Source organism: Mesorhizobium sp. M0340 (assembly GCF_040321535.1).
Classification (GTDB): Bacteria; Pseudomonadota; Alphaproteobacteria; order Rhizobiales; family Rhizobiaceae; genus Mesorhizobium.
In genome coordinates this window covers 290443-312055 of sequence record NZ_JAMYRR010000003.1, presented here as the reverse complement: position 1 = coordinate 312055, position 21613 = coordinate 290443, and the positions used below count along the sequence as shown (strand labels likewise).

Below are 21613 nucleotides of genomic sequence, written 5' to 3'. Positions count from 1 at the left end.
ACGGGTGGGCATCTATCTCCCGATCGCGGAAATTTCCGTCAACATCTTCGTGCTGCTGGCCATGGGTGCGGCGGTGGGTTTCCTGTCGGGCATGTTCGGCGTGGGCGGCGGCTTTCTCATTACGCCGCTGCTGATCTTCTACAACATACCGCCGGCAATCGCGGTCGCCACCGGCGCCAACCAGGTCATCGCTTCCTCCTTCTCCGGCGCCCTGTCGCACATGAAGCGCGGCACGCTCGACTTCAAGCTTGGCGGCGTGCTTTTAGGCGGCGGCATCGTCGGCTCGACCGGTGGTATCTATGTATTTGCGCTCCTGCGCCGGCTCGGCCAGCTCGACCTGTTTATCTCGCTGCTCTACGTCCTGCTGCTCGGCACTGTCGGCGGACTGATGCTCGTCGAGAGTGTCAATGCATTGCGCGCCACTCGCAGCGGCGCCGCACCGGTGTTGAAGAAATCCGGCCAGCACAATTGGATCCACCGCCTGCCGCTGAAGATGCGGTTCAGGGCCTCGAAGCTCTTCGTCAGCGTCATTCCGGTGCTTGGGCTGGGCGCGGCGATTGGCTTCCTGTCGTCGATCATGGGCGTCGGCGGCGGCTTCATCATGGTGCCGGCCCTGATCTACCTTTTGAAAGTGCCGACCAACGTCGTCATCGGCACCTCGCTGTTCCAGATCATCTTCACCTCGGCCTACACCACGCTGGTCCACGCCACCACCAACCAGACGGTCGACGTCATGCTCGCTTTCCTGTTGATGGCAGGCGGCGTCGCCGGCGCGCAATATGGCGCCAAGGCCGGTCAGAGGCTGCGGGGCGAGCAACTCAGGGCGCTGCTGGCGCTGCTGGTACTGGCGGTCGCCATCCGGCTTGCAATCGATCTCTTCGTCACGCCGCCCAATCTCTATTCGCTGTCCGGCGTGGGCCTGAGCTGATGGCTGGCTTCAGGACGCTCGCGGCCGCCGCCTTGCTGTCGCTGCTGGCGGCTGCGCCACCGGCGAAGGCGCAGGCGCCTCTGACCGAAAATATCCAGATCGGCCTTTCGACCGACAATGTCTCGATTACCGCCGGCTTTTCCGGCGCCGACCTGACCATCTTCGGCTCGCTGGAAAATGCGGATCCGCTTGTCGCGCGGCAAGGGCGCTACGACGTGATCGTCGTGCTGGAAGGCCCGGCCCGACCGGTCGTCGTGCGCCGCAAGGACCGGGTGCTCGGCGTCTGGGTCAATCTGGAGTCGGAGACCTTCAAAAACGTACCTGTCTCCTATTCGGTGGCGACGACGCGGCCGCTGCAGGACGTCACCGATCCGAACAGCTACAAGCAGCTGTCGCTTGGCGCCTCCAACCTCTATTTGCAGCCGGCCGACGCCGGCGACAGCCCGGCGACAATCGAGGAGTTCACCGCCGCGCTGCGCGAACGCAAGGCGGCGACCGGCCTCTACAGCGAGAATGTCGGCGGTGTGCAGTTCCTGTCGCAGAACCTGTTCCGCGCCACCGTCAGGCTCGCCCCAAACGTTCCGGTCGGCACCCATAAGGCCCGCGCCTTCCTGTTCAAGAGCGGCCTGTTCATCAAGGAAAGCTCCGCCCAGCTCGAAATCCGCAAGTCCGGTTTCGAACAGTCGATCTTCCGCGTCGCCCACGACTACTCGTTCCTCTACGGTGTCTTTGCCGTATCGCTGGCCATGCTGACAGGCTGGCTCGGAAGACTGGTCTTCAGGAAAGACTGAACTCTCGTAAAAGTGGTTTCCCTTTCCGAGGGTATGGGTTAGACCGCGACCCCCGGCCCGACCGGACACGAGCTGCTGCTCCCCAAATCAGAAATACAGGAACGCACGATGCGACCAGCATTCGCCGGGATCGACTTCGGCACTTCGAATTCCACCGTCAGCGTGGTCAGGAACGGGCAGCCGCGGCTGGTGCCGTTGGAAGACGGCCAGGTCACGCTGCCCAGTGCGGTGTTTTTCAATTTCGAGGACAACCGCACCTATTTCGGGCGGCGCGCCCTTGCCAACTATACGGACAGTATCGAAGGCCGCCTGATGCGCTCGTTGAAGAGTGTGCTCGGCAGCTCGCTCGCCCACGAAAAGACACGCATCAAGGCGCGCTCGATCGGCTTCATGGAGATTGTCGGCCTGTTCGTCGGCCATCTGAAAAAGAAGCTGGAAGAAGAAGCCCATGACGCGGTCGACAGCGTCGTGCTGGGACGGCCCGTGCAGTTCGTCGACGACGATGCCCAGGCTGACGCGAAGGCGGAGCACGAACTCGAAAATGCCGCTCGTGCCCACGGCTTCAAGCACATCGCCTTCCAGTTCGAACCGATTGCCGCGGCACTCGACTACGAACAAAAGGTGACGCGCGAGGAATTGGCGCTGATCGTCGATATGGGCGGCGGCACGTCCGACTTCTCAATCGTGCGCGTCTCGCCCGAGCGCGCCCGCTCGCTTGACCGCAAGGACGACATCCTGGCCAGCCGCGGCATCCACATCGGCGGCACCGACTTCGACCGGCTGTTGAGCATCGCCCATGTGATGCCGCAGCTCGGCTATCTCTCGCCGACCAAGGATGGCAAACGCAATCTGCCGGCGAGCTACTTCATCGACCTGGCGACGTGGCAGCGCATCAACCTGGTCTATACCGCGAGGGCGATGACGCATCTGCGCCAGATCCGCTATGAGGCGGAGCGTGCAGACCTGATCGACCGCTTCATCCACATCGTCGAGCATCGTTACGGCCACGCGCTGGCGGCGCTGGTCGAAAAGGCCAAGATCGAGCTGACGGACCGTTCGTCGGCCGATGTCGAGGTCGCGCTGCCGGAGGTGAAGTTCACGGCAGAAATCACGCGCAAGGGGCTCGAAGCCACCATAGCCAGGGACATTGAGCGTGTTGCGGCTACGGTCGAGCAGACCATCCTCGACGCACAGGTGAAGGCCTCGGACGTCACCGCGGTGTTCTTGACTGGCGGATCGACCGCGATCCCGCTGGCCAGGCAGCGGATCCTGGCGCTGGTGCCGCAGGCGTCGGTAATCGAAGGCGATGTGTTCGGCTCGGTCGGGCTTGGGCTGGCGCTCGACGCGCAGCGGAAGTTCGGCTGATCGGCTTAAAGCGGCGCGAGTCTCTCAGCTTTGCCGCCAAGATGCGCCTTGAGCGCCATCTGGGCCAGGCTCGGCTGCCGGTCGCGATGCGTGATCATGGCAAATTCGCGCTTCGGCAGATCGACCGGCACAGAACGTAGGCTACCTTCGGCGACCGCGCGGGCGACGACGAGTTCCGAGATGATGCTGGCGCCGGCGCCGGCCTCGACCGCCTGGCGAATAGCCTCATTGCTCGGCAATACCAGGAATATCTGCAGGTCCGCGAACGAAATCCCGTCGCGTCGGGCAAGGTCCTCCAGCGCTTCGCGCGTGCCCGACCCGCCTTCGCGAATGATCCAGCGAAGCCCGCCAAGGTCGGGATGTCCAGGCGAAACTTCCGCGATCTCAGGGTGCGAGCGCGCCACGACCAGCATCATGCGATCGATATCGACCTTGGCACGCCGCAAAATGTCGGATTCGGTGCGCCCCTCGACCAGGCCAAAATCGGCTGCGCCATCAAGTACATCGGTCTCGACCTGCCTGGTGTTGCCAATGCTCACGCTCAGCCTGACGGCAGGATAGGCTTCGTGGAAAGAGGCGAGCCGGCGCGGCAGCCAATAGCTGGCAATGGTCTGGCTGGCAGCGATCGAGAGACTGCCGGTGATCGTTTGCGAAACATGCTCCAGCACGTTGTGGGCGGCCGCAGCCCGCTCGAGGACCGCCTTGGCCTCGGGCAAGAATCGGCGTCCGGTTTCGGCGAGCTCGATGTTGCGGCCGACGCGGTTGAACAACTGGACGCCATGCTGCTGTTCGAGCGAGCGAATCGCGGCGGATGCGGCCGACTGTGAGATGCCCAGCAACTCGGCCGCTTTGGTCATGTGCGCCCGTTCGGCGACGGCGACGAAGATCCGCAACTGGTCCAGGGTCATTCCGACACTAAGAAGCAAATCCGATTGGAATTACAAGAGCAAGTTGTTAGACGGATCGGTCGCTTTGTTCTAAATTTTGGCCCGAAATTGGAAAAAAGTCGCGCCAGAGCAGTCGAGGGTAGAATTGGTGGGGCGGTTCAAATCCGTGTTTGCGCACTGGACCCGCAGCCTGCGGCGGCGGCTCTTGGGTGAACGCTATCGCCCGGAAGAGCATTACATGCGCGGCCCAGGCCCGAAGACGAGAGCCAAGTTCGCGGAGCGCAAGAGCATCATCGGACCATGACCAACAACCTGCTGCGCGGAGCCAATTCGGCACCATCACAACGGCCGCTTGCCGATACGCGAGCGCCCGCTGAACGCGACGGCGTCGATACTTCGCCTGATGTCTCCGACAGCATCGCCAAGACCACCTGCTATATGTGCGCCTGCCGCTGCGGCATCGACGTCCATATCAAAGACGGCAAGGTCCGCTACATAAACGGCAATAAGGATCATCCGGTCAATCGCGGCGTGCTGTGCGGCAAAGGCAGCGCCGGCATCATGCAGCATTACAGCCCGGCCCGGCTGACGAAACCATTGCTGCGCACCGGACTGCGCGGCTCGGGCGAGTTCCGCGAGATCGAGTGGGAGGAAGCTTTGTCGCTCGCGACAGAACGGCTTTCGAACATCCGCCAGACCGATCCGAAGAAACTCGCCTTCTTCACCGGCCGCGACCAGTCGCAATCGCTGACCGGTTGGTGGGCGAGCCAGTTCGGCACGCCGAACTTCGCAGCCCATGGCGGTTTCTGCTCGGTGAACATGGCAGCCGGCGGCCTCTACACGATTGGCGGCTCGTTCTGGGAATTCGGCGAGCCCGACTGGGACAACACCAAGTATTTCATGCTGTTCGGGGTTGCCGAAGACCATGATTCCAATCCGATCAAGATCGGCCTCGGCAAGCTCAAGGCGCGCAGCGCCAAGGTGGTTTCAATCAATCCCTGCCGCACCGGCTACAACGCGATTGCCGACGACTGGATCGGCATCCGGCCCGGCACCGACGGCCTGTTTGTGTTCGCCCTCATCCACGAATTGCTGAAGGCAGGGCGCGTCGATCTCGACTACCTCTTGCGCTACACCAACGCCCACATCCTGGTCATTCAGGAGCCTGGAGCCGCCGATGACGGGCTGTTCCTGCGCGACGGCGACGGCAATCCGCTGGCTTGGGACAGGGTGGCGAAGACGCCTGTCGACGCCGGCGATACCGACGCAAAGCCCGCACTGACCGGCAGCGTTCTCGTCGACGGCCGCCTCTGCGTGCCGGTCTTCCAACTCGTCGCCGAACGCTATCTGGACGAGTGCTATTCACCCGACGCCGTCGCTGACCGGTGCGGCATCTCCGCCGACACGATCCGACGCATTGCTGCAGAACTCGCTCATGTCGCCTTCGAACAGCAAATCGAACTGCCGGTGGCCTGGACGGACTGGGCCGGCCGCCGGCACAAGACCATCAAGGGCCGGCCGGTGTCGATGCATGCGATGCGCGGCATCTCGGCCCATTCGAACGGGTTTCACACTTGCCGCGCCATTCATCTGCTTCAGGTGCTTCTCGGCACGGTGGACGTGCCGGGCGGCTTCCGCTTCAAACCGCCTTATCCGCGGTCCGCGCCGCCGGGTCCAAAGCCCGCCGGCAAGAATGTGAAGCCGATGACACCGCTCGAAGGCATGCCGCTCGGCTTCGTCTGCGGACCTGAGGACCTGCTGATCGATGAAGGCGGCAGGCCTGTTCGTATCGACAAGGCATACTCCTGGGACGCGCCGCTGGCCGCCCATGGGCTCATGCACACGGTCATCCGTAACGCCTGGGCAGGCGATCCCTACAAGATCGACACTCTGTTCATGTACATGTCCAACATGGCCTGGAACTCGTCGATGAATACGGTCGAGACGATGGCGATGCTGACCGATATCGATGCGGCGGGCGAGTACAAGATCCCGTTCATCATCTATTCCGAGGCTTATTATTCCGAGACCGTGCCCTTTGCCGATCTGGTGCTGCCGGACACGACCTATCTCGAGCGTCATGACTGTATCAGTCTGCTCGACCGGCCGATCAGCCACGCCGACGGTCCGGGCGACGCCATCCGCCATCCCATTGTCGAGCCGGACCGCGACGTCAGGCCGTTCCAGACGGTGCTGATCGAACTCGGCGCGCGGCTCGGTCTGCCCGGTTTCGTCGATGACGACGGCTCCGCCAAATACCGCGACTATGCCGACTACATCGTCAATCACGAGCGTACGCCAGGTGTCGGTCCACTCGCCGGCTGGCGCGGCAAGGACGGGACCCTGGTCGGCAAGGGCGACGTCAATCCCGACCAGTTGCAGCGCTACATCGACAATGGCGGCTTCTGGCACCAGGATTTCGCCGCCGATCAGCGCTACTACAAGATGGCAAACCGCTCCTATCTCGACTTCGCCGAGAGCATGGGCTTCATCCTGAAAGCCGAGCCGATCGTGTTCCAACTCTATTCCGAGCCGATGCAGCGCTTCCGCCTGGCGGCACGCGGCCATGGCCGGGTGCTGCCGCCGGAAGCCGAGCGTAGCCGCATCGAGACCTATATGGATCCGCTGCCGTTCTGGTATGCGCCCTTCGAAGAGACTGCGGTTGACAGCCAAGCCTATCCGCTGCACGCGCTGACGCAGCGGCCAATGCACATGTATCATTCCTGGGGCTCGCAGAATGCCTGGCTAAGGCAGATCACCAGCCAGAACCGGCTGTTCGTGCATCACCGGACCGCCGCCAGCCTCGGGCTTGTCGATAACGACTGGGTGTGGATCGAGAGCATCAACGGCAAGGTCAAAGGACAGATCAAGCTGGTCGACGGCGTCAACGCCGATACGGTGTGGACGTGGAATGCGATCGGCAAGCGTCGTGGCAGCTGGGGGCTCAAGGATGACGCGGCCGAATCCAATCGCGGCTTCCTGCTCAACCACATCATCGGCGACCAGACCTCCGCCGATGCCAGCGGCAAACGCTATTCGAATTCCGATCCGGTGACCGGCCAGGCGGCGTGGTTCGACCTGCGCGTGCGCATCGTCAAATGCGCGGCCGAGGAAGGCGGCTTCACCGAGCCGCAGTTCGAGCGGTTCCGGCAGCCGCCGCATTTCGAACCCTCGCCTGACAAGCTCACTTTCGGCGCAGAGTTCCGCCGGGAAAGAGAAGCTGCCAGACCATGACCTGCCTTCCCGCCCAAACCGACAAGAAGCTCGGCCTGGTCATCGATCTCGACACCTGTGTCGGCTGTCAGGCCTGCGTCACCGCCTGCAAGGAATGGAACACCGGCGGCCACATGGCGCCGCTGACCGACATCGATCCGTATGGCGGCGACGCCGACGGGGTCTGGTTCAACCGCGTGCACAGCTATGAGCACATGACTGAGATGGGTGGGCGCACGGTCAATTTCCCGCGCTCCTGTCTGCATTGCGAGACACCGGCCTGTGTCACCGTATGCCCGACCGGCGCCTCCTACAAACGGGCCTCGGACGGCATTGTGCTGGTCGACGAGGACAAGTGCATCGGCTGCAAATTGTGCAGTTGGGCCTGCCCCTATGGCGCGCGCGAGTTCGACACCGATGTCGGCGTGATGAAGAAATGCACGCTGTGCGTCGACCGTATCTACAACAACAATCTGGCGGAAGAAGATCGCGTTCCGGCCTGCGTCGCTGCTTGCCCGACCAGTGCGCGGCATTTCGGCGATCTGGGCGATCCGGCATCGGCTATCTCGCAACTGGTGGCCGAGCGCGGCGGTGTCGATCTGATGCCGGAAATGGGCTATAAGCCGACCAACAAATATCTGCCGCCACGTGCCCACACCACCCGCGCCGCATCGGTGCCGGCGCCGGCGCTTGAAGCGGTGCGGGCCGAAGGCGGCTTCCTCGGCTGGGTCGACCGCATGCTTTCGAACTAACCCGCGTCTCATGCATCCAGCATTCTCCGTCGTCTTTTTCACCACCGCCACGGGCGCCGGTTACGGCCTGCTCGCACTACTTGGCGTGCTCGCCGGACAGGGCTTTATCCCGCCCGATTTCTGGCTTGGCCTCACCGGCATGGGGCTGGCGCTTGGCCTGATCTCGGCAGGCCTGCTGTCGTCGGCCGGCCATCTCGGCCGTCCCGAACGCGCCTGGCGTGCCTTCTCGCAATGGCGAAGCTCCTGGCTGTCACGCGAAGGCGTTGCGTCGGTTGCGACCTTCATGCCGGCGGGACTGTTCGGTATTGGCTGGGTGGTCCTCGGCCGTACGAGCGGCTGGGTGGCTGTCGCCGGGCTGCTCGCTGCCATCGGCGCGGTCGCAACCGTCTGCACCACCGGCATGATCTACGCGTCCTTGAAGCCTATCGCCCAATGGCACAGCCGCTTCACCCTGCCCGGCTATCTGATCTTTTCGGCAATGACCGGCTGCGTGCTGCTTAATGCGCTGCTGCAGGGTTTTGCCGTCGGCTCGAATACGCTTCTCGCGGCTGCCCTATTGCTGACCGTGCTCGGCTGGGGCTGGAAGCTGGCGACCTGGCGGTACAACGACCGGCTGGAAATCCCGACCACAGCCAACACGGCGACGGGTCTGGCCGGCGGCACGGTGCGGTCGATGGAATGGCCGCATACCGAGGAAAACTACTTGCTCAAGGAGATGGGCTTCCGCATCGCGCGCAAGCACAGCGTGCGGCTACGCCAGATCACGCAGGTGCTGGCCTTTGCTTTGCCTGCGTTGCTGTTGGTGGCGGCGTTCGCCCTGCCGTGGCCCTATGCGGCGGTTTCGTCGATGCTCGCCGCGATCGCCCAACTCGCCGGCATGCTGGTCGAGCGCTGGCTGTTCTTCGCCGAGGCCAAGCACACCGTCACTTTGTACTACGGCAGGTAGGTTCAGCCCGGCCTGAGCATCGCGTGGGAAATCGCGAAGATGCGTTCGGTGCCAAGCATGTAGGCCATCAGCGTTTCACGGCGGAACAGCCCGGCATAGGCGCGATCAAGCAGATTGAGCGAGCCGGTATAGGCGCCGAAGGCCGGCATGATCATGCGGCCGCCATCGCCGGCAAAGCAGCGCCGCCGCACCGAGCGGCCTTGCTGCACGATGCGGGCGCAAGGATGCAGATGGCCTGATATCTCGCCCTCTACCCTTACCGCCGAAGGCTCGTGCCGGAAGAGCAGAGAGCCGATGGCCAATTCGCGCACGGTCTCGCCGGGCAGGTCGGCCGGTGCTTCAGGATCATGATTGCCGGTGACCCAGAACCAGTCGCGCCCAACCATCAGGCCTTCCAGCCTTTCGCGAAAGCTTGCGTGCATGCGCGCAGCGCCGCCGCCATCGTGAAAACTGTCCCCCAGGCTGATGACGATCGAAGGCTGGTAGTCGGCGATTACCGCTTGCAAGCGGAGTAACGTGGCTCCGGTGTCGTAAGGGGGAACCAGCGTGCCGCGCCTGGCCAGCGAGGAGCCTTTTTCCAGATGCAGATCGGACACGGCCAGAAGCCGAAATTCGGGAAAGTAGAGCACGCCGCGGCGGTCGCAGACCGCGCGTTCGCCGGCGATATCGACAGAGCCTACCTCCGCCAGAGGTGCAGCCATGGCCGACGCGACAATCATTTCGTCCCCATGGCCTCCTCGACCAGCGTGGCTGCATCCATCAGCAGCGTGTCATCGGCCTCGCCATGCACCGGCATTTTGCCGATCTCGAGCATGATCGGCACGGCGAGCGGCGATATTAGCTCGAGATTCTTATGCATGATTCGACCCTGGACGCGCGAGAGCATCTCGGCAAGTCTGCTGACGTCCAGCAGACCGGTCGCGGCGTCGGCACGCGTCGCCTGCAGCAGGATATGGTCAGGCTCATGGCTGCGCAGCACGTCGTAGATGAGATCCGTCGACACGGTCACCTGGCGGCCGCTCTTCTCTTGGCCCGGGTGGCGTTTCTCGATCAATCCCGAGATCAGCGCGCAATTGCGAAAGGTGCGCTTCAACAACCAACTGCCGGCGAGCCAGGCTTCGAGGTCGTCGCCCAGCATGTCCTCATCGAAGAGCGCTGCCAGCGACGGTTTCTTCGCCCTGAACATCCGGCCCATATCGGCAAGCGACCATATGGCAAGCGCATAGTCGGTGGCGACGAAGCCGAGCGGCTTGGCTCCCGCCCTGTCGAGGCGGCGGGTGAGCAGCATGCCGAGCGTCTGGTGCGCCAGCCTGCCCTCGAACGGATAGGCCACCAGATAGTAGCGGTTGCCGCGCGGAAAAGTCTCGATCAGCAGATCGTCGCGTTTCGGCAGCACCGACTTGTCGGCCTGGAAACGTAGCCAGTCGGCGACCTGCTCCGGCAGCTTCTTCCAGCGCTGCGGATCGTCCAGCATGGCGCGGACCTGTTCGGCCAGGTACGTCGAAAGCGGGAATTTGCCACCGCCGTAATACGGCACCTTGGCGTCGCTGCCGGGTGCATTCGAAACGAAGCACTCATTCTCGCGGATACCTTCGAAGCGCAGCACCTTGCCGGCGAACATGAAGGTGTCGCCGTGCGTCAGCGTTTCAAGGAACGCCTCCTCGATCTTGCCCAGAACCCGGCCGCCACGCGAAGCCGCGCCTCTGCTGCCGGGCTGGACGTAGCGGACGTTGAGCGCCGGCACTTCGATGATGGTGCCGACATTGAGCCGGTATTGCTGGGCGACGCGAGGATTTGAGACCCGCCACAGCCCGTCCTTGTTCAACCGGATGCGGGCATAGCGCTCGTAGTTCTTCAGCGCATAGCCGCCAGTGGCGACGAAATCGATGACGCGATCGAATGTCGGGCGATCGAGATCGGCGTAGGGTGCTGCCGTCCGCACTTCCTCAAACAGCGCATCGGCATGGAACGGCGCACCGCAGGCACAGCCCAGCACATGCTGCGCCAGCACGTCGAGCCCGCCATTGACCAGCGGCGGCGTATCCTGGGCACCGAGATAATTGGCATCGAGCGCCGCCCTGCATTCCAGCACCTCGAAGCGGTTGGCCGGAATCAGGATCGCCTTGGACGGCTCGTCCATACGGTGGTTGGCGCGGCCGATGCGCTGCGCCAGCCGGCTCGCACCTTTCGGCGCGCCGACATGGACGACCAGGTCGACATCGCCCCAGTCGATGCCGAGGTCGAGCGTCGAGGTGGCGACGATCGCGCGCAAGGCATTCTCGCCCATCGCCTTTTCGACGCGCCGGCGCTGGGCGACATCGAGCGAACCGTGATGCAGCGCGATCGGCAAGGTGTCCTCGTTGACCCGCCACAACTCCTGAAACAGCAGCTCCGCCTGGCTGCGCGTGTTGACGAACAGCAGGGTTGTCTTGTGGCGCTTGATCTCGTTGTAGATCTCCGGCGTTGCATAACGGGCCGAATGTCCCGCCCACGGCACGCGCTCCTCCGAATCGAGGATGGAGATGTCTGGCTTGGCGCCGCCGGTGACGACGATCAGTTCGGCCATCGGCCCTGGTGGATTCTGGCTGACCAGCCACCGCCGCAATTCGTCGGGCTCGGCGACCGTCGCCGACAGGCCTATCGTCTGCAGGGCGGGCACAAACGAGCGCAGCCGGGCCAGCCCGAGCGACAGGAGATGCCCGCGCTTCGAGGTCACCAGCGAATGCAATTCGTCGAGCACGACATAGCGCAGGTCCTCGAAGAAGCGCCTGGCATCGGGCGCGGCAATCAGCAGCGCCAGTTGCTCGGGCGTGGTCAGGAGAATGTCGGGCGGCGCCAGCTTCTGCCGCTGGCGCTTGTGTGCGGGCGTGTCACCGGTGCGCGTCTCGACGGTGACCGGCAGCCCGATTTCTGCGACGGGTTTGCCGAGATTGCGCTCGATGTCGACGGCCAGCGCCTTCAGCGGCGAGACGTAGAGTGTATGGATGCCTCGATGCGCCTGCCCCGGCCTTCTCCTCGGTCGGCCGGCCAGTTCGGTCAGCGATGGCAAGAACCCGGCCAGCGTCTTGCCGGCGCCGGTCGGGGCGATCAGCAATACCGACTGCCCGTCCTGGGCTTTGGCCAGCAAATCGATCTGGTGGGCGCGCGGCGACCAGCCCTTTTCCGCAAACCATTTGACGAATGGCTCGGGCAGGACGACGGCGGCATTCTGTTGGGCAAGGCGCGGCTGCTCTGTCACGTGCCAGAGGTAGCGCGGCGACGCGCAATCGCCAAGCAGAATCAGAACAAAAGGTGATCGATTCGCGTTAGGGCCGGCGAAACCCGGTCGGGCCGCCATAGAGATAACCGATACGGGCGACCGCCTCCCTCAGTCCTTCGCGCGACACCAGCATGGTGTGGCCGTTGGCGTGGATCATCGTCTCCGGATCCGTCATGATCGCGACGTGGCCTTTCCAGAAGACCAGGTCGCCGCGCCGCAACCCGGCAAAATCCGGCCCGGGATCGAGCGGGTCACCGATGGTCGCCGCCTGCATGTCGGTGTCGCGCAGCACTTGCCTGCCGGCCATTCGCATCGCAAGCTGCACCAGGCCGGAACAGTCGATGCCGAATCCGGAGACGCCACCCCACAGGTAGGGCGTGCCGAGAAACGACTCGGCGACCGCGACGTAGTCGGGGGCAAACTCGGCGACAGGCCTGAGATGACCCGAGATGACCGCCTGGCCGGACGGCAACAGCGCATAATGCGTGCCGCGCGTTTCCGCTGAGCCCGTCACCGCCACCAATGACCCCATCGAGAGCTGCCCGCTCACCGGGAACCGCAAATCCGGTCCCGGATAGAGAAACGTGCGCGGCACCGAAACGACATGGGTCGGCGCATGGTCCCGCGCGCCCAATGCCGTGTCGGCGACATAGCCGACGTAACCGTCGCGTTCGGCCTGTATCCAGGCCCAGCCCCCAACGTCCTCGAAGACGAGGACGTCTTCGCCGAACAGAAGCTGGGTATCGACGCCGGCGTCCGGCCGCGGCGCCCTGCGGATGTCAGCGACGGAGGCTGATATGCGAGCCGGCCGGCCGGCGACGAAACGGGCGGCGGAAACCTCGCCTTTCAGCCTGGCGTCCGCGAGATCGGAGCGGAAGGCATGGAGGCGGGCATCCCTAGCGGTCAAATCGGCAACTCGTTCAAATGGGCAACTCATTCAAATGGGCAACTCTTGGGCTCTGGCAATGATAACATCGCCAAAGCGCTCGACAAAGAGCGCGCCTTCTACTGTGCGCCTGACCAGCACGTTGCGCTTGTCGAGCTCGTCGCGGTGGCGCGACACCAGTTTCAGCGCCCCCATCGTATCGAGCGCACGGGTGATCACCGGCTTGGTGACGTTGAGGCGGGCGGCTAACCCCCGCACCGTGTGTGGCGGCGGATCGAGATAGATGGTGAACAGGATCGCCGTCTGGCGCATGGTGAGATCGGGCGCGTCGTCACGCACCTCGGATAACACCACCTGTTGCCATAGTCGCAAGGCCTGGCTTGGACGCATGATAATCGACATCCGTCCAGCATGACTGAAAATTGTTTCGGTTCCGTTTCAGTCAATACCTTCGTCGGCTATGCCCGAGAATCAAGCGTAGCGGTTCGAAATGACCTGCTCCAGCGCCCGGATGCCTTGCGCTTCGCCACCGGCAAGACCGTGCGGGCGGTCGGACGGGTTCCAGGCGAAGATGTCGACATGCGCCCAGCCGGCGGTCTTTTCCACGAAGCGCTTCAGGAAAAGCGCCGCGGTGATCGAGCCGGCGAAACCGTCTGACGTGACGTTGTTGATGTCGGCCACCTTCGACGCCAGCTTGGCGTCATAGGGCTTCCACAACGGCATGCGCCATAGCGGATCCTCGACCGCAACGGAGGCGTCCGCCAGCTCGGATGCAAGCGCCTCGTCACCGGTGTAGAACGGCGGCAGGTCGGGACCGAGCGCAACACGGGCAGCGCCTGTCAGCGTCGCCATATCGACCAGCATCTGCGGCTCTTCGTCATCGGCCAAGGCCAAGGCATCGGCGAGTACCAGCCGTCCTTCGGCGTCGGTGTTGCCGATTTCGACGGTGATGCCCTTGCGGCTCACCAGCACGTCGCCTGGCCGGAAGGCGTTGCCGGCTATCGAATTCTCGACAGCCGGGATGAGCACGCGTAGCCGGACCTTCAGCCCGGTGGCCATAATCATGGAAGCGAGGCCCAGCACGTTGGCAGCGCCGCCCATGTCCTTCTTCATCAAAAGCATGCCCGAGGACGGCTTGATGTCGAGACCGCCTGTATCGAAGCAGACCCCCTTGCCGACCAGCGTTATCCTGGGGGCATTGTTCGGCCCCCAAATCATGTCGATCAGGCGCGGCGCGTCGGCAGATGCCCGACCGACGGCGTGGATCATCGGAAAGTTGGCGGTAAGAAGATCGTCGCCTTTGGTCACCGATATTTCGGCCTTGTGCGTCGCGGCCAAGGTCCGGGCGGCTTTTTCCAGCTGGCCGGGGCCCATATCGCTGGTCGGCGTGTTGACCAGATCGCGCGCCAGGAAAACGCCATTGGCGATGCGGCGGATGCGGGCAGCGTCTGTGCCTGCTGGCAGCGCGAGGCGAAGGCTCTTGCCTGGCTTCTTGCCGTAGCGGGTGAAGACATAGCCGCCGAGCGCCACGGCGAGTGCCGTAAGCTCCGGCTTGGCGGGTGCCGACGCAAAATGCCAGTCGCCTGCGGGCAAGGCTCTCGCCAGTGCGCCGATGGCCAGTGCGCCCTCGTCATCACCGGTGCCGAACAGGGCTCCGGCAATCGCGCCGTTGTCGCCAGGCACGATCAGCGTCCTGCCAGCTTCGCCGGAGAAGCTGTTGGCCTTGGCCCAGGCGACCGAGGATGGCGCAAGGCCCGCTGCCGCCAGAGCATCCTTCGCCACCAGATGGACCGGCAGCGCATTGCTCAATTCTTTCTCGACGAGTTCGACAGGCATTCGCTGGTCTCCGGGTTTCCGAGTCGGCGTTTCTTAACTCTCCGTTAGGGTTAACAGAATATTTCTGCGGGAGGGAAGATGACCACGCAAATGGTCACGCGATGAACGGAGCCTTGGTGCCGATGCTGACCAACCGCAGGATGAACGCCAGCGCAAACAGGCTGATCAGCACGGCGTTGATGATGGCGCTTGCCGCAGGCGTCGCTGGCTGCGGAACCAGCAAATTGACGACTGGCTCGATTTCTCGTCCAAGCGGCAGGCCGCTGGAAACAATGTCGGCGGGCGAACTGCACAACGCTACGATGGCGCTCGGCCAGTCCTATGCGAAAAACCCCAGCGACAAGCGCATCGCGACAAATTATGCCGCGGCGCTGCAGATGGACGGCGACGCAGACCAATCGCTTGCGGTGATGCGCAAGCTGGCGATCGCCTTGCCGAAGGACCGCGACGTGCTCGCCGCCTATGGCAAGGCGCTTGCCGCCAACGGACAGTTCGAACCGGCTCTCGATGCCGTGCGCCGCGCGCAGACCCCTGAATATCCTGATTGGAAACTGGTGTCGGCGGAAGCTGCCATTCTCGACCAGCTGGGCCAAAAGGACGAGGCGCGCCAAGGCTATCGCAAGGCCCTTGACCTCAGGCCGAACGAACCGTCGATCCTTTCCAATCTCGGCATGTCGTACGTGCTGGAGGGTGATTTGCGCACGGCCGAAACCTATATGCGCTCGGCCGCCCAGCAGCCGAATGCAGATAGCCGCGTTCGCCAGAACCTGGCGCTGGTCGTCGGTCTGCAAGGCCGTTTCGACGAGGCTGAGAAGATCGCCTCGCAAGAGCTGTCGCCGGATCAGGCGCAGGCTAACGTCGCTTACCTTCGCCAGATGCTGGCGCAGCAGAATGCCTGGAGCCAGCTCAAGGACCAGGACAAGGCAAAGCCCGCCACCAACTGACCGGCTCGGGCACCGAACCGGCGCACAAATTCCGCAACATGTCTAACGCAAAGAGCCGCGCTGCACCGGCAGCGTGGCTGAATCGTATCAGCGTTTCTGGCAACGCCGCTGGTGCTACTCGCTGCTGGATTTCGGCTGGTCGCCAAAGATGCCGCGCTGGCTTACCTGGATGCCGGCGGGACCCAGAATGATGGCGAACAGTACCGGCAGGAAGAACAGGATCATCGGCACGGTGAGCTTCGGCGGCAGCGCGGCCGCCTTCTTCTCAGCGGCATTCATGCGCATATCGCGGCTCTCACTGGCAAGCACTCGCAACGCATGCGCCACGGGCGTGCCGTAGCGCTCGGCCTGAACCAGCGCCTGGGAAACCGACCTGACGGATTCCAGGCCAGTTCGGCTTGCAAGGTTCTCGTAGGCCTGCTTGCGCTCCTGCAGATAGGAAAGCTCGGCGTTGGTCAGGATGAACTCTTCCGCTAATGCCACCGATTGCGCGCCGATTTCATCGGCGACTTTGCGAAGCGCCGCTTCCACCGACATGCCGGACTCGACGCATATCAGCATCAGGTCGAGCGCGTCCGGCCACGCCATCTGAATCGACTGCTTGCGCTTGGTAGCGCGGTTGTTGACGTAGAGCACCGGCGCGTAGAACCCCGCATAGGCAACCACGATGCACACGAACAGCTTCACGAAAAACGGCTGCTCGGGCAATCCGCCGAGCACGAACAGATACATCGCCGCCAATGCAAAGCCGATGAAGGGCAGGACGAGACGGAAGAAAAGGAAGCGCGTCAGCGGATTTTGCCCGCGAAAACCCGCCACTTTCAATTTCTGCAAGGTACCTTCATCCGCCAGCGCACGCCTGAGATCCAGGCGATCGACAATATTGCGCATGCCGACCGACTGTTCTTCGCGCAGGCCCTTGCGGCGGCGGTCGGCTTCGATTGCCAGCCGCGCCCGCTGCTTGGCGCGCAGCTCATCGCGCTCCAGCGCCACGGATTTCATGCGCGCCTTGAGCTGGTTCCCGCCAAAGGCGGGCAGCAGCGTGAAGACGGTCGCAAACACCGCTATTCCGACCAGCAGTGCGATCAGCAGGGACGGATCGGTGAGAGTTCTGACGACGTGATCGGTCATACGCGAGTCCTAGACTTCGAAGTTCATCATCTTGCGCATTACCAGGATGCCCATTGACATCCAGATGCCGGAACAACCGAGGATCAGATTGCCGGTGCTGGTGGTGAAGAGGGGCATGATGTAGTTCGGGCTCGTCAAATAGACGAGACAGGCGACGACGAAAGGCAACGCGCCGATGATCACGGCGGATGCCTTGGCTTCCATGGACAACGCCTGGACCTTGGCTTTCATTTTCTTGCGATCGCGAAGCACGCGCGAAAGATTGCCCAGCGCTTCGGAAAGATTGCCGCCGGCCTGGGACTGGATCTGGATGACGATGCCGAAGAAGCTCGCCTCGGTGCACGGCATCGTTTCTGGCATGCGCATGGCCGCGTCGGGGATCGACAAACCCATTTGCTGCGAATCGACGATGCGGCGGAACTCGGTCTTGACCGGCTCGGGGGATTCGTTGGCGATCAGGCGCACGGCATCGTTCAGCGGCAGGCCGGATTTTACCGCACGCACAATGATATCGAGCGCGTTCGGAAATTCGTTGAGGAACGCCTTGACGCGGCGCGCGCGGCGAAACGAGACGAACCAGCGTGGCAGACCCAAGACGCCGACCAGCAGCGCAGCCGGCAAGACCAGCAGCGGGGCGCCGATGAAATAGATAAGAGCCGTCAAGACGACGCCGCAGACCGCCGAGTAGACATAAAAGCGCTCGAGCGAGATCTTCATGCCGGCCTGACGGATTTGGATCTTCAGCGGTGGTTTTTTGACCAGGCTCTGATTGGACTTTTGCTTTTGATCGAGATCCTTCAGCGAATCCTGGACGGACTTGCGACGCTTGGCCGCTTCCGCGACGCGATCGCGCGAAGCCTTGACGACGGAACGATCCGTCTCGGCGGTCTTGATCGATTCAAGCCGCTTGCCGACCTGCTTCTCGGTGCTGATCCGGTTGAACAGGAAAGCATAGGCCACAGCGCCGGCGCTGAAGCCGGCGAGCACGACGAATGCCAATACGGTGCCGTCAATTCCGAACATCGATCCTGGCCCCCACGTTTCCGGACGGATCAGTCAGCGCGCTTCTCCATTGCCTCTAGCGCAACGGCGAGGCGCTGCTCCTCGCCGTAGTAGCGGGCGCGCTCCCAGAAATGCGGACGACCGATGCCGGTCGACACGTGCTCGCCCAGCAGCCTGCCGTTCGCGTCCTCGCCCTTGATGTTATAAAGAACGATGTCCTGGGTGATGATGACGTCGCCCTCCATGCCGATCACCTCGGTGATATGGGTGATGCGCCGCGATCCGTCGCGCAGGCGTGCAGCCTGTATGATCACGTCGACGGAGCCGACGATGATTTCGCGCACGGTTTTTTGCGGCAGCGTGTAGCCGCCCATGGCGATCATCGACTCTATACGGTTGAGGCATTCGCGCGGGCTGTTCGAGTGGATCGTTCCCATCGAGCCGTCATGGCCAGTGTTCATCGCCTGCAGCAGGTCGAACACTTCGGGTCCGCGCACTTCGCCGACGATAATGCGTTCGGGCCGCATGCGCAGACAGTTCTTGACCAGGTCGCGCATGGTCACTTCGCCCTCGCCTTCGAGGTTGGGCGGGCGGGTTTCGAGACGCACCACATGCGGCTGCTGCAATTGCAGCTCAGCCGAGTCCTCGCAGGTGATGACGCGTTCCTCCCGGTCGATATAGTTGGTCAGGCAATTGAGCAGCGTCGTTTTGCCCGAGCCGGTTCCGCCCGAGATGACGATGTTGCAACGGACACGGCCGATGATCTTGAGAATCTCGGCCCCTTGCGGCGAAATCGAGGCGAACTTGACCAACTGATCGAGCGTCAGCTTGTCCTTCTTGAACTTGCGGATGGTAAGTGCGGTGCCGTCAATAGCCAAGGGCGGTGCGATGACGTTGACACGCGAGCCATCAGGAAGACGCGCATCGCAGATCGGGCTTGATTCATCGACGCGGCGGCCGACCTGGCTGACGATACGCTGGCAGATGTTGAGGAGCTGCTGGTTGTCACGGAACCGGATGCCGGTCTGCTCGACCTTGCCGTTGACTTCGATGTAGACGTTCTTGGAGCCGTTGACCATGATGTCGGCAATATCGTCGCGCGCAAGCAGTGGCTCCAGCGGCCCGTAGCCCAAAACGTCGTTGCAGATGTCCTCGAGAAGCTCTTCCTGCTCGGCGATGGACATCGCGAAATTCTTGATCGCGATGATGTCGTTGACGATGTCGCGGATTTCCTCGCGCGCGCTTTCGGGATCGAGCTTGGCCAGCTGCGACAGGTCGATCGTGTCGATCAGTGCGGCGAAGACCTGGCTTTTGGTGTCGTAGTAGGTTTCGCTCTTTTGGCGCTGGATAGTTTTCGGCTCCGGCGCCAATGGCGGCGGCTCGACTGCACGGCGAACCTGCGCAGCAGGCGCGCCGGACGGCGGCAGCGTCGCGGGTCTGGCACCTATAGCCGCTTCCATAGGGTTCGCGGCAGCCGGCGCAGCAGCTGCGGGTGCGGGCTGACGGAATTCCGGGATGGTCCGGTTGCCGTCGTCGCTGCCTCTTTTACCAAACATGATCGCTTACCAATTCCACCGCTGAGGCATCACTTCTTGTTGCGCGAAAGCTTGCCTATCAGGTTGCCGAGGCCAGCCTTTTTCTTCACCTTGATTTCGCTGCGCCCTGTCAGCACATGGGCGATCTCGTTGATCGTGGCGACGACCGGACTCTTGGCATCCATTTCACCAAGCATACGTCCGTTATTGGCAGCATTTCCGAACAAAAGCGGCTCGAACGGGATGACTGACATCGGCGAAAGGCCGAGGGATTCGGAGAAGTCGGACGGCGTAATCTCGGGACGCTTCGGCACACCGGCCTGGTTGATCACAAGCTTTGGCGCAGGATCGTTCGGACGAAGCCGCTTCAGCATGTCGACCAGGTTCTTCGTGTTGCGCAGATTGGCCAGTTCGGGCGTCGCCGTGATGACGATCTCATCGGCCTTGACCAGCGTGTTCTTGGTCCAGCCCGCCCACAAGTGGGGAACATCGAGCACGAGGAGCGGCGCGCTACGCTGGGCTATGTCGATAAGCTGGGTGAAAGCGTCGGGATCGAAATCGTAGACCCGCTCCAGGGTCGAAGGGGCCGCAAGCAGCGACAGGTGCTCGGCGCATTGGGCGAGCAGTCGGTCGAGATAGACCTCGTCGACGCGTTCCGGCGAGAAGACCGCCTCGGCAATGCCTTGGGCCGGGTCCTGGTCGAAGTTGATATTGGCCGTTCCGAAGGCGAGGTCGAGATCGGCGACAACCACTTCGGATTTGAAAAGGGACGACATGGCCCAGGCCACATTATGGGCTATGGTCGAGGAGCCGACGCCGCCCTTGGCGCCGATGAACGCAATCGAGCGGCCGATCGGCTCAGCTTCCGGATCAACGAAGATCGAAGACACCACGCTGACGATGTCGGCCATCGATACGGGCGCGATGACATATTCGGAGATGCCCGAACGAATGAGTTCGCGATACAGGCCGACATCGTTGTAGTGGCCGACAACCACCACCTTGGAGGTCGGGTCACAATGCTCGGAGAGCTGGGCGAGTTGTTCAAGCAACAGCTTCGGCTCGCTGCGGGATTCAAGCAGGATCAGGTTCGGTGTCGGCGCCGACTGATAGAATTCGATAGCGGTGGGGATGCCCCCCATATGCACCTTCAGATGGGCCTTGGCCATGCGGCGATCCTCGCCGGCGCGCTCGACCGGATTGGCTACGCCTTCGGTCTCGCAAAATGCCTGGATCGAAATGCGCGGGATCGGCCGCAACGCCTGCATCGCGGCAATATCCTGCTCCGAGGTTTCGCCGCCCGGTACCTCTGTGTCATAGGCAAGATTGCTCATTGTCATCACTTTCCGTGACTTGCGCGGCTTAGAGTTTGTTGAGCCTCAACACTCGTTAATAATCGACTTCCGAATTGCCGAGGAATTCGTCCGAAATACCCCTGTCACGATAGACGTCGATCACCGCGCCGCGATTTTCCGCGTCGATCGGCGACGGTTTGCGTGGCCCGATCAGATCGGACGGATTGGCCATCTGGGCAGCCAGGTTGTTCTGATACGAACAGCCGAAATCGGCATAGTGCTTGTTTTCCGAAGTCTGCAGCAGGTCTTCGGGCCAGCGCCCGCATTTATCCGTCTGAGCCTTCACCGAGACATAGGCAACGCGGACCGGTGCGGACGCTTCGGCTGAAACAGACTGATAGGACCGCATGGCGATCCGCTTCCGGCTGATGCCGCTGGCTATGGCGAGCCTGGCGAAATCGCGGCCGGCCGCGGCCGCTGCGATTTCGTTAGCTGAGCCGCTCGGAATCTCGATCGTCAGCACCGGAGCCGCGCTCCTGTCGTATCCGTTGAGAAAGCCCAGGAGCGTGTCACGCTGGGATCTGGTCATGCCACGGTCGCCGGCGCCGACCGGAAGGTCGATCTTCTGCACCTTCTCGGCGATGACGATAGGATGGGTGGTGCGATAGTCGTCCGGTATGGCACCGACCGTGACGCTGTCGCGATTGGCGCAGCCGGCCAGTGATGCCGCTACCGCGATCGCTATGATCGGAACGGCCGGCCGCCAGATCCGCGAATGAACGGACTGTATCGCGGTGACCGCCCTTGCCTTCGATACTGACTGAGACATGTCGACTTCCCCGC

At 62.9% G+C, this 21613-nt stretch carries 18 protein-coding genes; 7 read left to right on the top strand and 11 right to left on the bottom strand.

From position 1 onward, the window contains the following. Positions 1-4 precede the first annotated feature (4 nt). The 3 genes from NKI79_RS06245 to NKI79_RS06235 all read left to right on the top strand — a co-directional run bounded on the left by NKI79_RS06245 (position 5) and on the right by NKI79_RS06235 (position 3084). Entirely contained in the window at positions 5-928 is a 924-nt protein-coding gene (locus NKI79_RS06245; protein ID WP_352800493.1) for a sulfite exporter TauE/SafE family protein, read from the top strand. Next, complete coding sequence (locus tag NKI79_RS06240) at positions 928-1719, top strand: TIGR02186 family protein (RefSeq protein ID WP_352686777.1); 792 nt, start codon at positions 928-930, stop codon at positions 1717-1719. The genes NKI79_RS06245 and NKI79_RS06240 overlap by 1 nt, the downstream gene beginning before the upstream one ends. A 108-nt stretch (positions 1720-1827) precedes the next feature. Further along, entirely contained in the window at positions 1828-3084 is a 1257-nt protein-coding gene (locus tag NKI79_RS06235) for an Hsp70 family protein (RefSeq protein WP_352800491.1), read from the top strand. Positions 3085-3089: 5 nt separating this feature from the next. Here NKI79_RS06235 and NKI79_RS06230 read toward each other — a convergent pair whose 3' ends face one another. Beyond that, complete coding sequence (locus NKI79_RS06230) at positions 3090-3992, bottom strand: LysR substrate-binding domain-containing protein (RefSeq protein WP_352475944.1); 903 nt, start codon at positions 3990-3992, stop codon at positions 3090-3092. A gap of 279 nt (positions 3993-4271) precedes the next feature. On the opposite strand from NKI79_RS06230, the gene NKI79_RS06225 reads away from it, so the two are divergent. From NKI79_RS06225 to NKI79_RS06215, 3 genes are read left to right on the top strand one after another with little or no spacing between them, the layout of a single operon-like run. Beyond that, a complete protein-coding gene (locus NKI79_RS06225; RefSeq protein WP_352800489.1) occupies positions 4272-7205 on the top strand; it encodes a molybdopterin oxidoreductase family protein in 2934 nt (977 codons plus the stop codon). After that, the gene (locus tag NKI79_RS06220) at positions 7202-7936 is read left to right on the top strand and encodes a 4Fe-4S dicluster domain-containing protein (protein WP_352506166.1); all 735 of its coding nucleotides are present in this window, start codon (positions 7202-7204) and stop codon (positions 7934-7936) included. The genes NKI79_RS06225 and NKI79_RS06220 overlap by 4 nt, the downstream gene beginning before the upstream one ends. A gap of 10 nt (positions 7937-7946) precedes the next feature. Further along, positions 7947-8882 carry a dimethyl sulfoxide reductase anchor subunit family protein gene (locus NKI79_RS06215; protein WP_352506165.1) on the top strand — a complete coding sequence of 312 codons (936 nt, stop codon included), beginning with the start codon at positions 7947-7949 and terminating at the stop codon, positions 8880-8882. 2 nt (positions 8883-8884) lie between these two features. Here the strand turns inward: NKI79_RS06215 and pdeM are convergent, their stop codons facing one another. The 5 genes from pdeM to NKI79_RS06190 form a co-directional block, all read right to left on the bottom strand. Continuing rightward, on the bottom strand, positions 8885-9583 hold the full coding sequence (gene pdeM / locus NKI79_RS06210; RefSeq protein WP_352800486.1) for a ligase-associated DNA damage response endonuclease PdeM: 699 nt from the start codon (positions 9581-9583) through the stop codon (positions 8885-8887). Between the two features lie 14 nt (positions 9584-9597). Beyond that, positions 9598-12120 carry a ligase-associated DNA damage response DEXH box helicase gene (locus tag NKI79_RS06205; RefSeq protein ID WP_352800484.1) on the bottom strand — a complete coding sequence of 841 codons (2523 nt, stop codon included), beginning with the start codon at positions 12118-12120 and terminating at the stop codon, positions 9598-9600. A 67-nt stretch (positions 12121-12187) separates the two neighbouring features. Next, the gene (locus NKI79_RS06200) at positions 12188-13078 is read right to left on the bottom strand and encodes a C40 family peptidase (protein ID WP_352800482.1); all 891 of its coding nucleotides are present in this window, start codon (positions 13076-13078) and stop codon (positions 12188-12190) included. Further along, positions 13079-13429, bottom strand: coding sequence for a MarR family winged helix-turn-helix transcriptional regulator (locus tag NKI79_RS06195; RefSeq protein WP_023676939.1), 351 nt, complete (start codon positions 13427-13429; stop codon positions 13079-13081). A gap of 69 nt (positions 13430-13498) precedes the next feature. Then, positions 13499-14863 carry a leucyl aminopeptidase family protein gene (locus NKI79_RS06190; RefSeq protein WP_352644366.1) on the bottom strand — a complete coding sequence of 455 codons (1365 nt, stop codon included), beginning with the start codon at positions 14861-14863 and terminating at the stop codon, positions 13499-13501. A 122-nt stretch (positions 14864-14985) separates the two neighbouring features. Between NKI79_RS06190 and NKI79_RS06185 the strand changes: the two genes are divergently transcribed. Then, on the top strand, positions 14986-15807 hold the full coding sequence (locus NKI79_RS06185) for a tetratricopeptide repeat protein (protein ID WP_254816398.1): 822 nt from the start codon (positions 14986-14988) through the stop codon (positions 15805-15807). A gap of 114 nt (positions 15808-15921) precedes the next feature. On the opposite strand, the gene NKI79_RS06180 is transcribed toward NKI79_RS06185, so the two are convergent. Genes NKI79_RS06180 through NKI79_RS06160 form a run of 5 tightly spaced genes read right to left on the bottom strand, consistent with a single transcriptional unit; the run spans position 15922 to position 21599 of the window. Further along, positions 15922-16938, bottom strand: a complete 1017-nt coding sequence (locus tag NKI79_RS06180) for a type II secretion system F family protein (protein ID WP_254816298.1) — start codon at positions 16936-16938, stop codon at positions 15922-15924. Between the two features lie 9 nt (positions 16939-16947). Beyond that, positions 16948-17961 (bottom strand): type II secretion system F family protein, encoded by a 1014-nt coding sequence (locus tag NKI79_RS06175; protein ID WP_352800479.1) that lies wholly within the window; start codon positions 17959-17961, stop codon positions 16948-16950. A gap of 29 nt (positions 17962-17990) precedes the next feature. Further along, on the bottom strand, positions 17991-19496 hold the full coding sequence (locus NKI79_RS06170; RefSeq protein WP_352800477.1) for a TadA family conjugal transfer-associated ATPase: 1506 nt from the start codon (positions 19494-19496) through the stop codon (positions 17991-17993). A gap of 29 nt (positions 19497-19525) precedes the next feature. Then, positions 19526-20809: a CpaE/TadZ family protein gene (locus NKI79_RS06165; RefSeq protein ID WP_254816295.1), complete on the bottom strand. Its 1284-nt coding sequence runs from the start codon at positions 20807-20809 to the stop codon at positions 19526-19528. 55 nt (positions 20810-20864) lie between these two features. After that, positions 20865-21599, bottom strand: coding sequence for a CpaD family pilus assembly protein (locus NKI79_RS06160; RefSeq protein WP_352800475.1), 735 nt, complete (start codon positions 21597-21599; stop codon positions 20865-20867). Positions 21600-21613 lie beyond the last annotated feature (14 nt).

What these genes read in the sequence shown, in the direction of transcription:
- NKI79_RS06195 (WP_023676939.1), bottom strand. Translation starts at nt 13,429, where the DNA reads ATGTCGATTATCATGCGTCCAAGCCAGGCCTTGCGACTATGGCAACAG.
- NKI79_RS06180 (WP_254816298.1), bottom strand. Translation starts at nt 16,938, where the DNA reads ATGACCGATCACGTCGTCAGAACTCTCACCGATCCGTCCCTGCTGATC.
- NKI79_RS06190 (WP_352644366.1), bottom strand. Translation starts at nt 14,863, where the DNA reads ATGCCTGTCGAACTCGTCGAGAAAGAATTGAGCAATGCGCTGCCGGTC.
- NKI79_RS06165 (WP_254816295.1), bottom strand. Translation starts at nt 20,809, where the DNA reads ATGAGCAATCTTGCCTATGACACAGAGGTACCGGGCGGCGAAACCTCG.
- NKI79_RS06220 (WP_352506166.1), top strand. Translation starts at nt 7,202, where the DNA reads ATGACCTGCCTTCCCGCCCAAACCGACAAGAAGCTCGGCCTGGTCATC.
- NKI79_RS06185 (WP_254816398.1), top strand. Translation starts at nt 14,986, where the DNA reads ATGCTGACCAACCGCAGGATGAACGCCAGCGCAAACAGGCTGATCAGC.
- NKI79_RS06170 (WP_352800477.1), bottom strand. Translation starts at nt 19,496, where the DNA reads ATGTTTGGTAAAAGAGGCAGCGACGACGGCAACCGGACCATCCCGGAA.
- NKI79_RS06200 (WP_352800482.1), bottom strand. Translation starts at nt 13,078, where the DNA reads ATGAGTTGCCCATTTGAACGAGTTGCCGATTTGACCGCTAGGGATGCC.
- NKI79_RS06235 (WP_352800491.1), top strand. Translation starts at nt 1,828, where the DNA reads ATGCGACCAGCATTCGCCGGGATCGACTTCGGCACTTCGAATTCCACC.
- NKI79_RS06225 (WP_352800489.1), top strand. Translation starts at nt 4,272, where the DNA reads ATGACCAACAACCTGCTGCGCGGAGCCAATTCGGCACCATCACAACGG.
- NKI79_RS06160 (WP_352800475.1), bottom strand. Translation starts at nt 21,599, where the DNA reads ATGTCTCAGTCAGTATCGAAGGCAAGGGCGGTCACCGCGATACAGTCC.
- NKI79_RS06230 (WP_352475944.1), bottom strand. Translation starts at nt 3,992, where the DNA reads ATGACCCTGGACCAGTTGCGGATCTTCGTCGCCGTCGCCGAACGGGCG.
- NKI79_RS06175 (WP_352800479.1), bottom strand. Translation starts at nt 17,961, where the DNA reads ATGTTCGGAATTGACGGCACCGTATTGGCATTCGTCGTGCTCGCCGGC.
- NKI79_RS06240 (WP_352686777.1), top strand. Translation starts at nt 928, where the DNA reads ATGGCTGGCTTCAGGACGCTCGCGGCCGCCGCCTTGCTGTCGCTGCTG.
- pdeM (WP_352800486.1), bottom strand. Translation starts at nt 9,583, where the DNA reads ATGGCTGCACCTCTGGCGGAGGTAGGCTCTGTCGATATCGCCGGCGAA.
- NKI79_RS06215 (WP_352506165.1), top strand. Translation starts at nt 7,947, where the DNA reads ATGCATCCAGCATTCTCCGTCGTCTTTTTCACCACCGCCACGGGCGCC.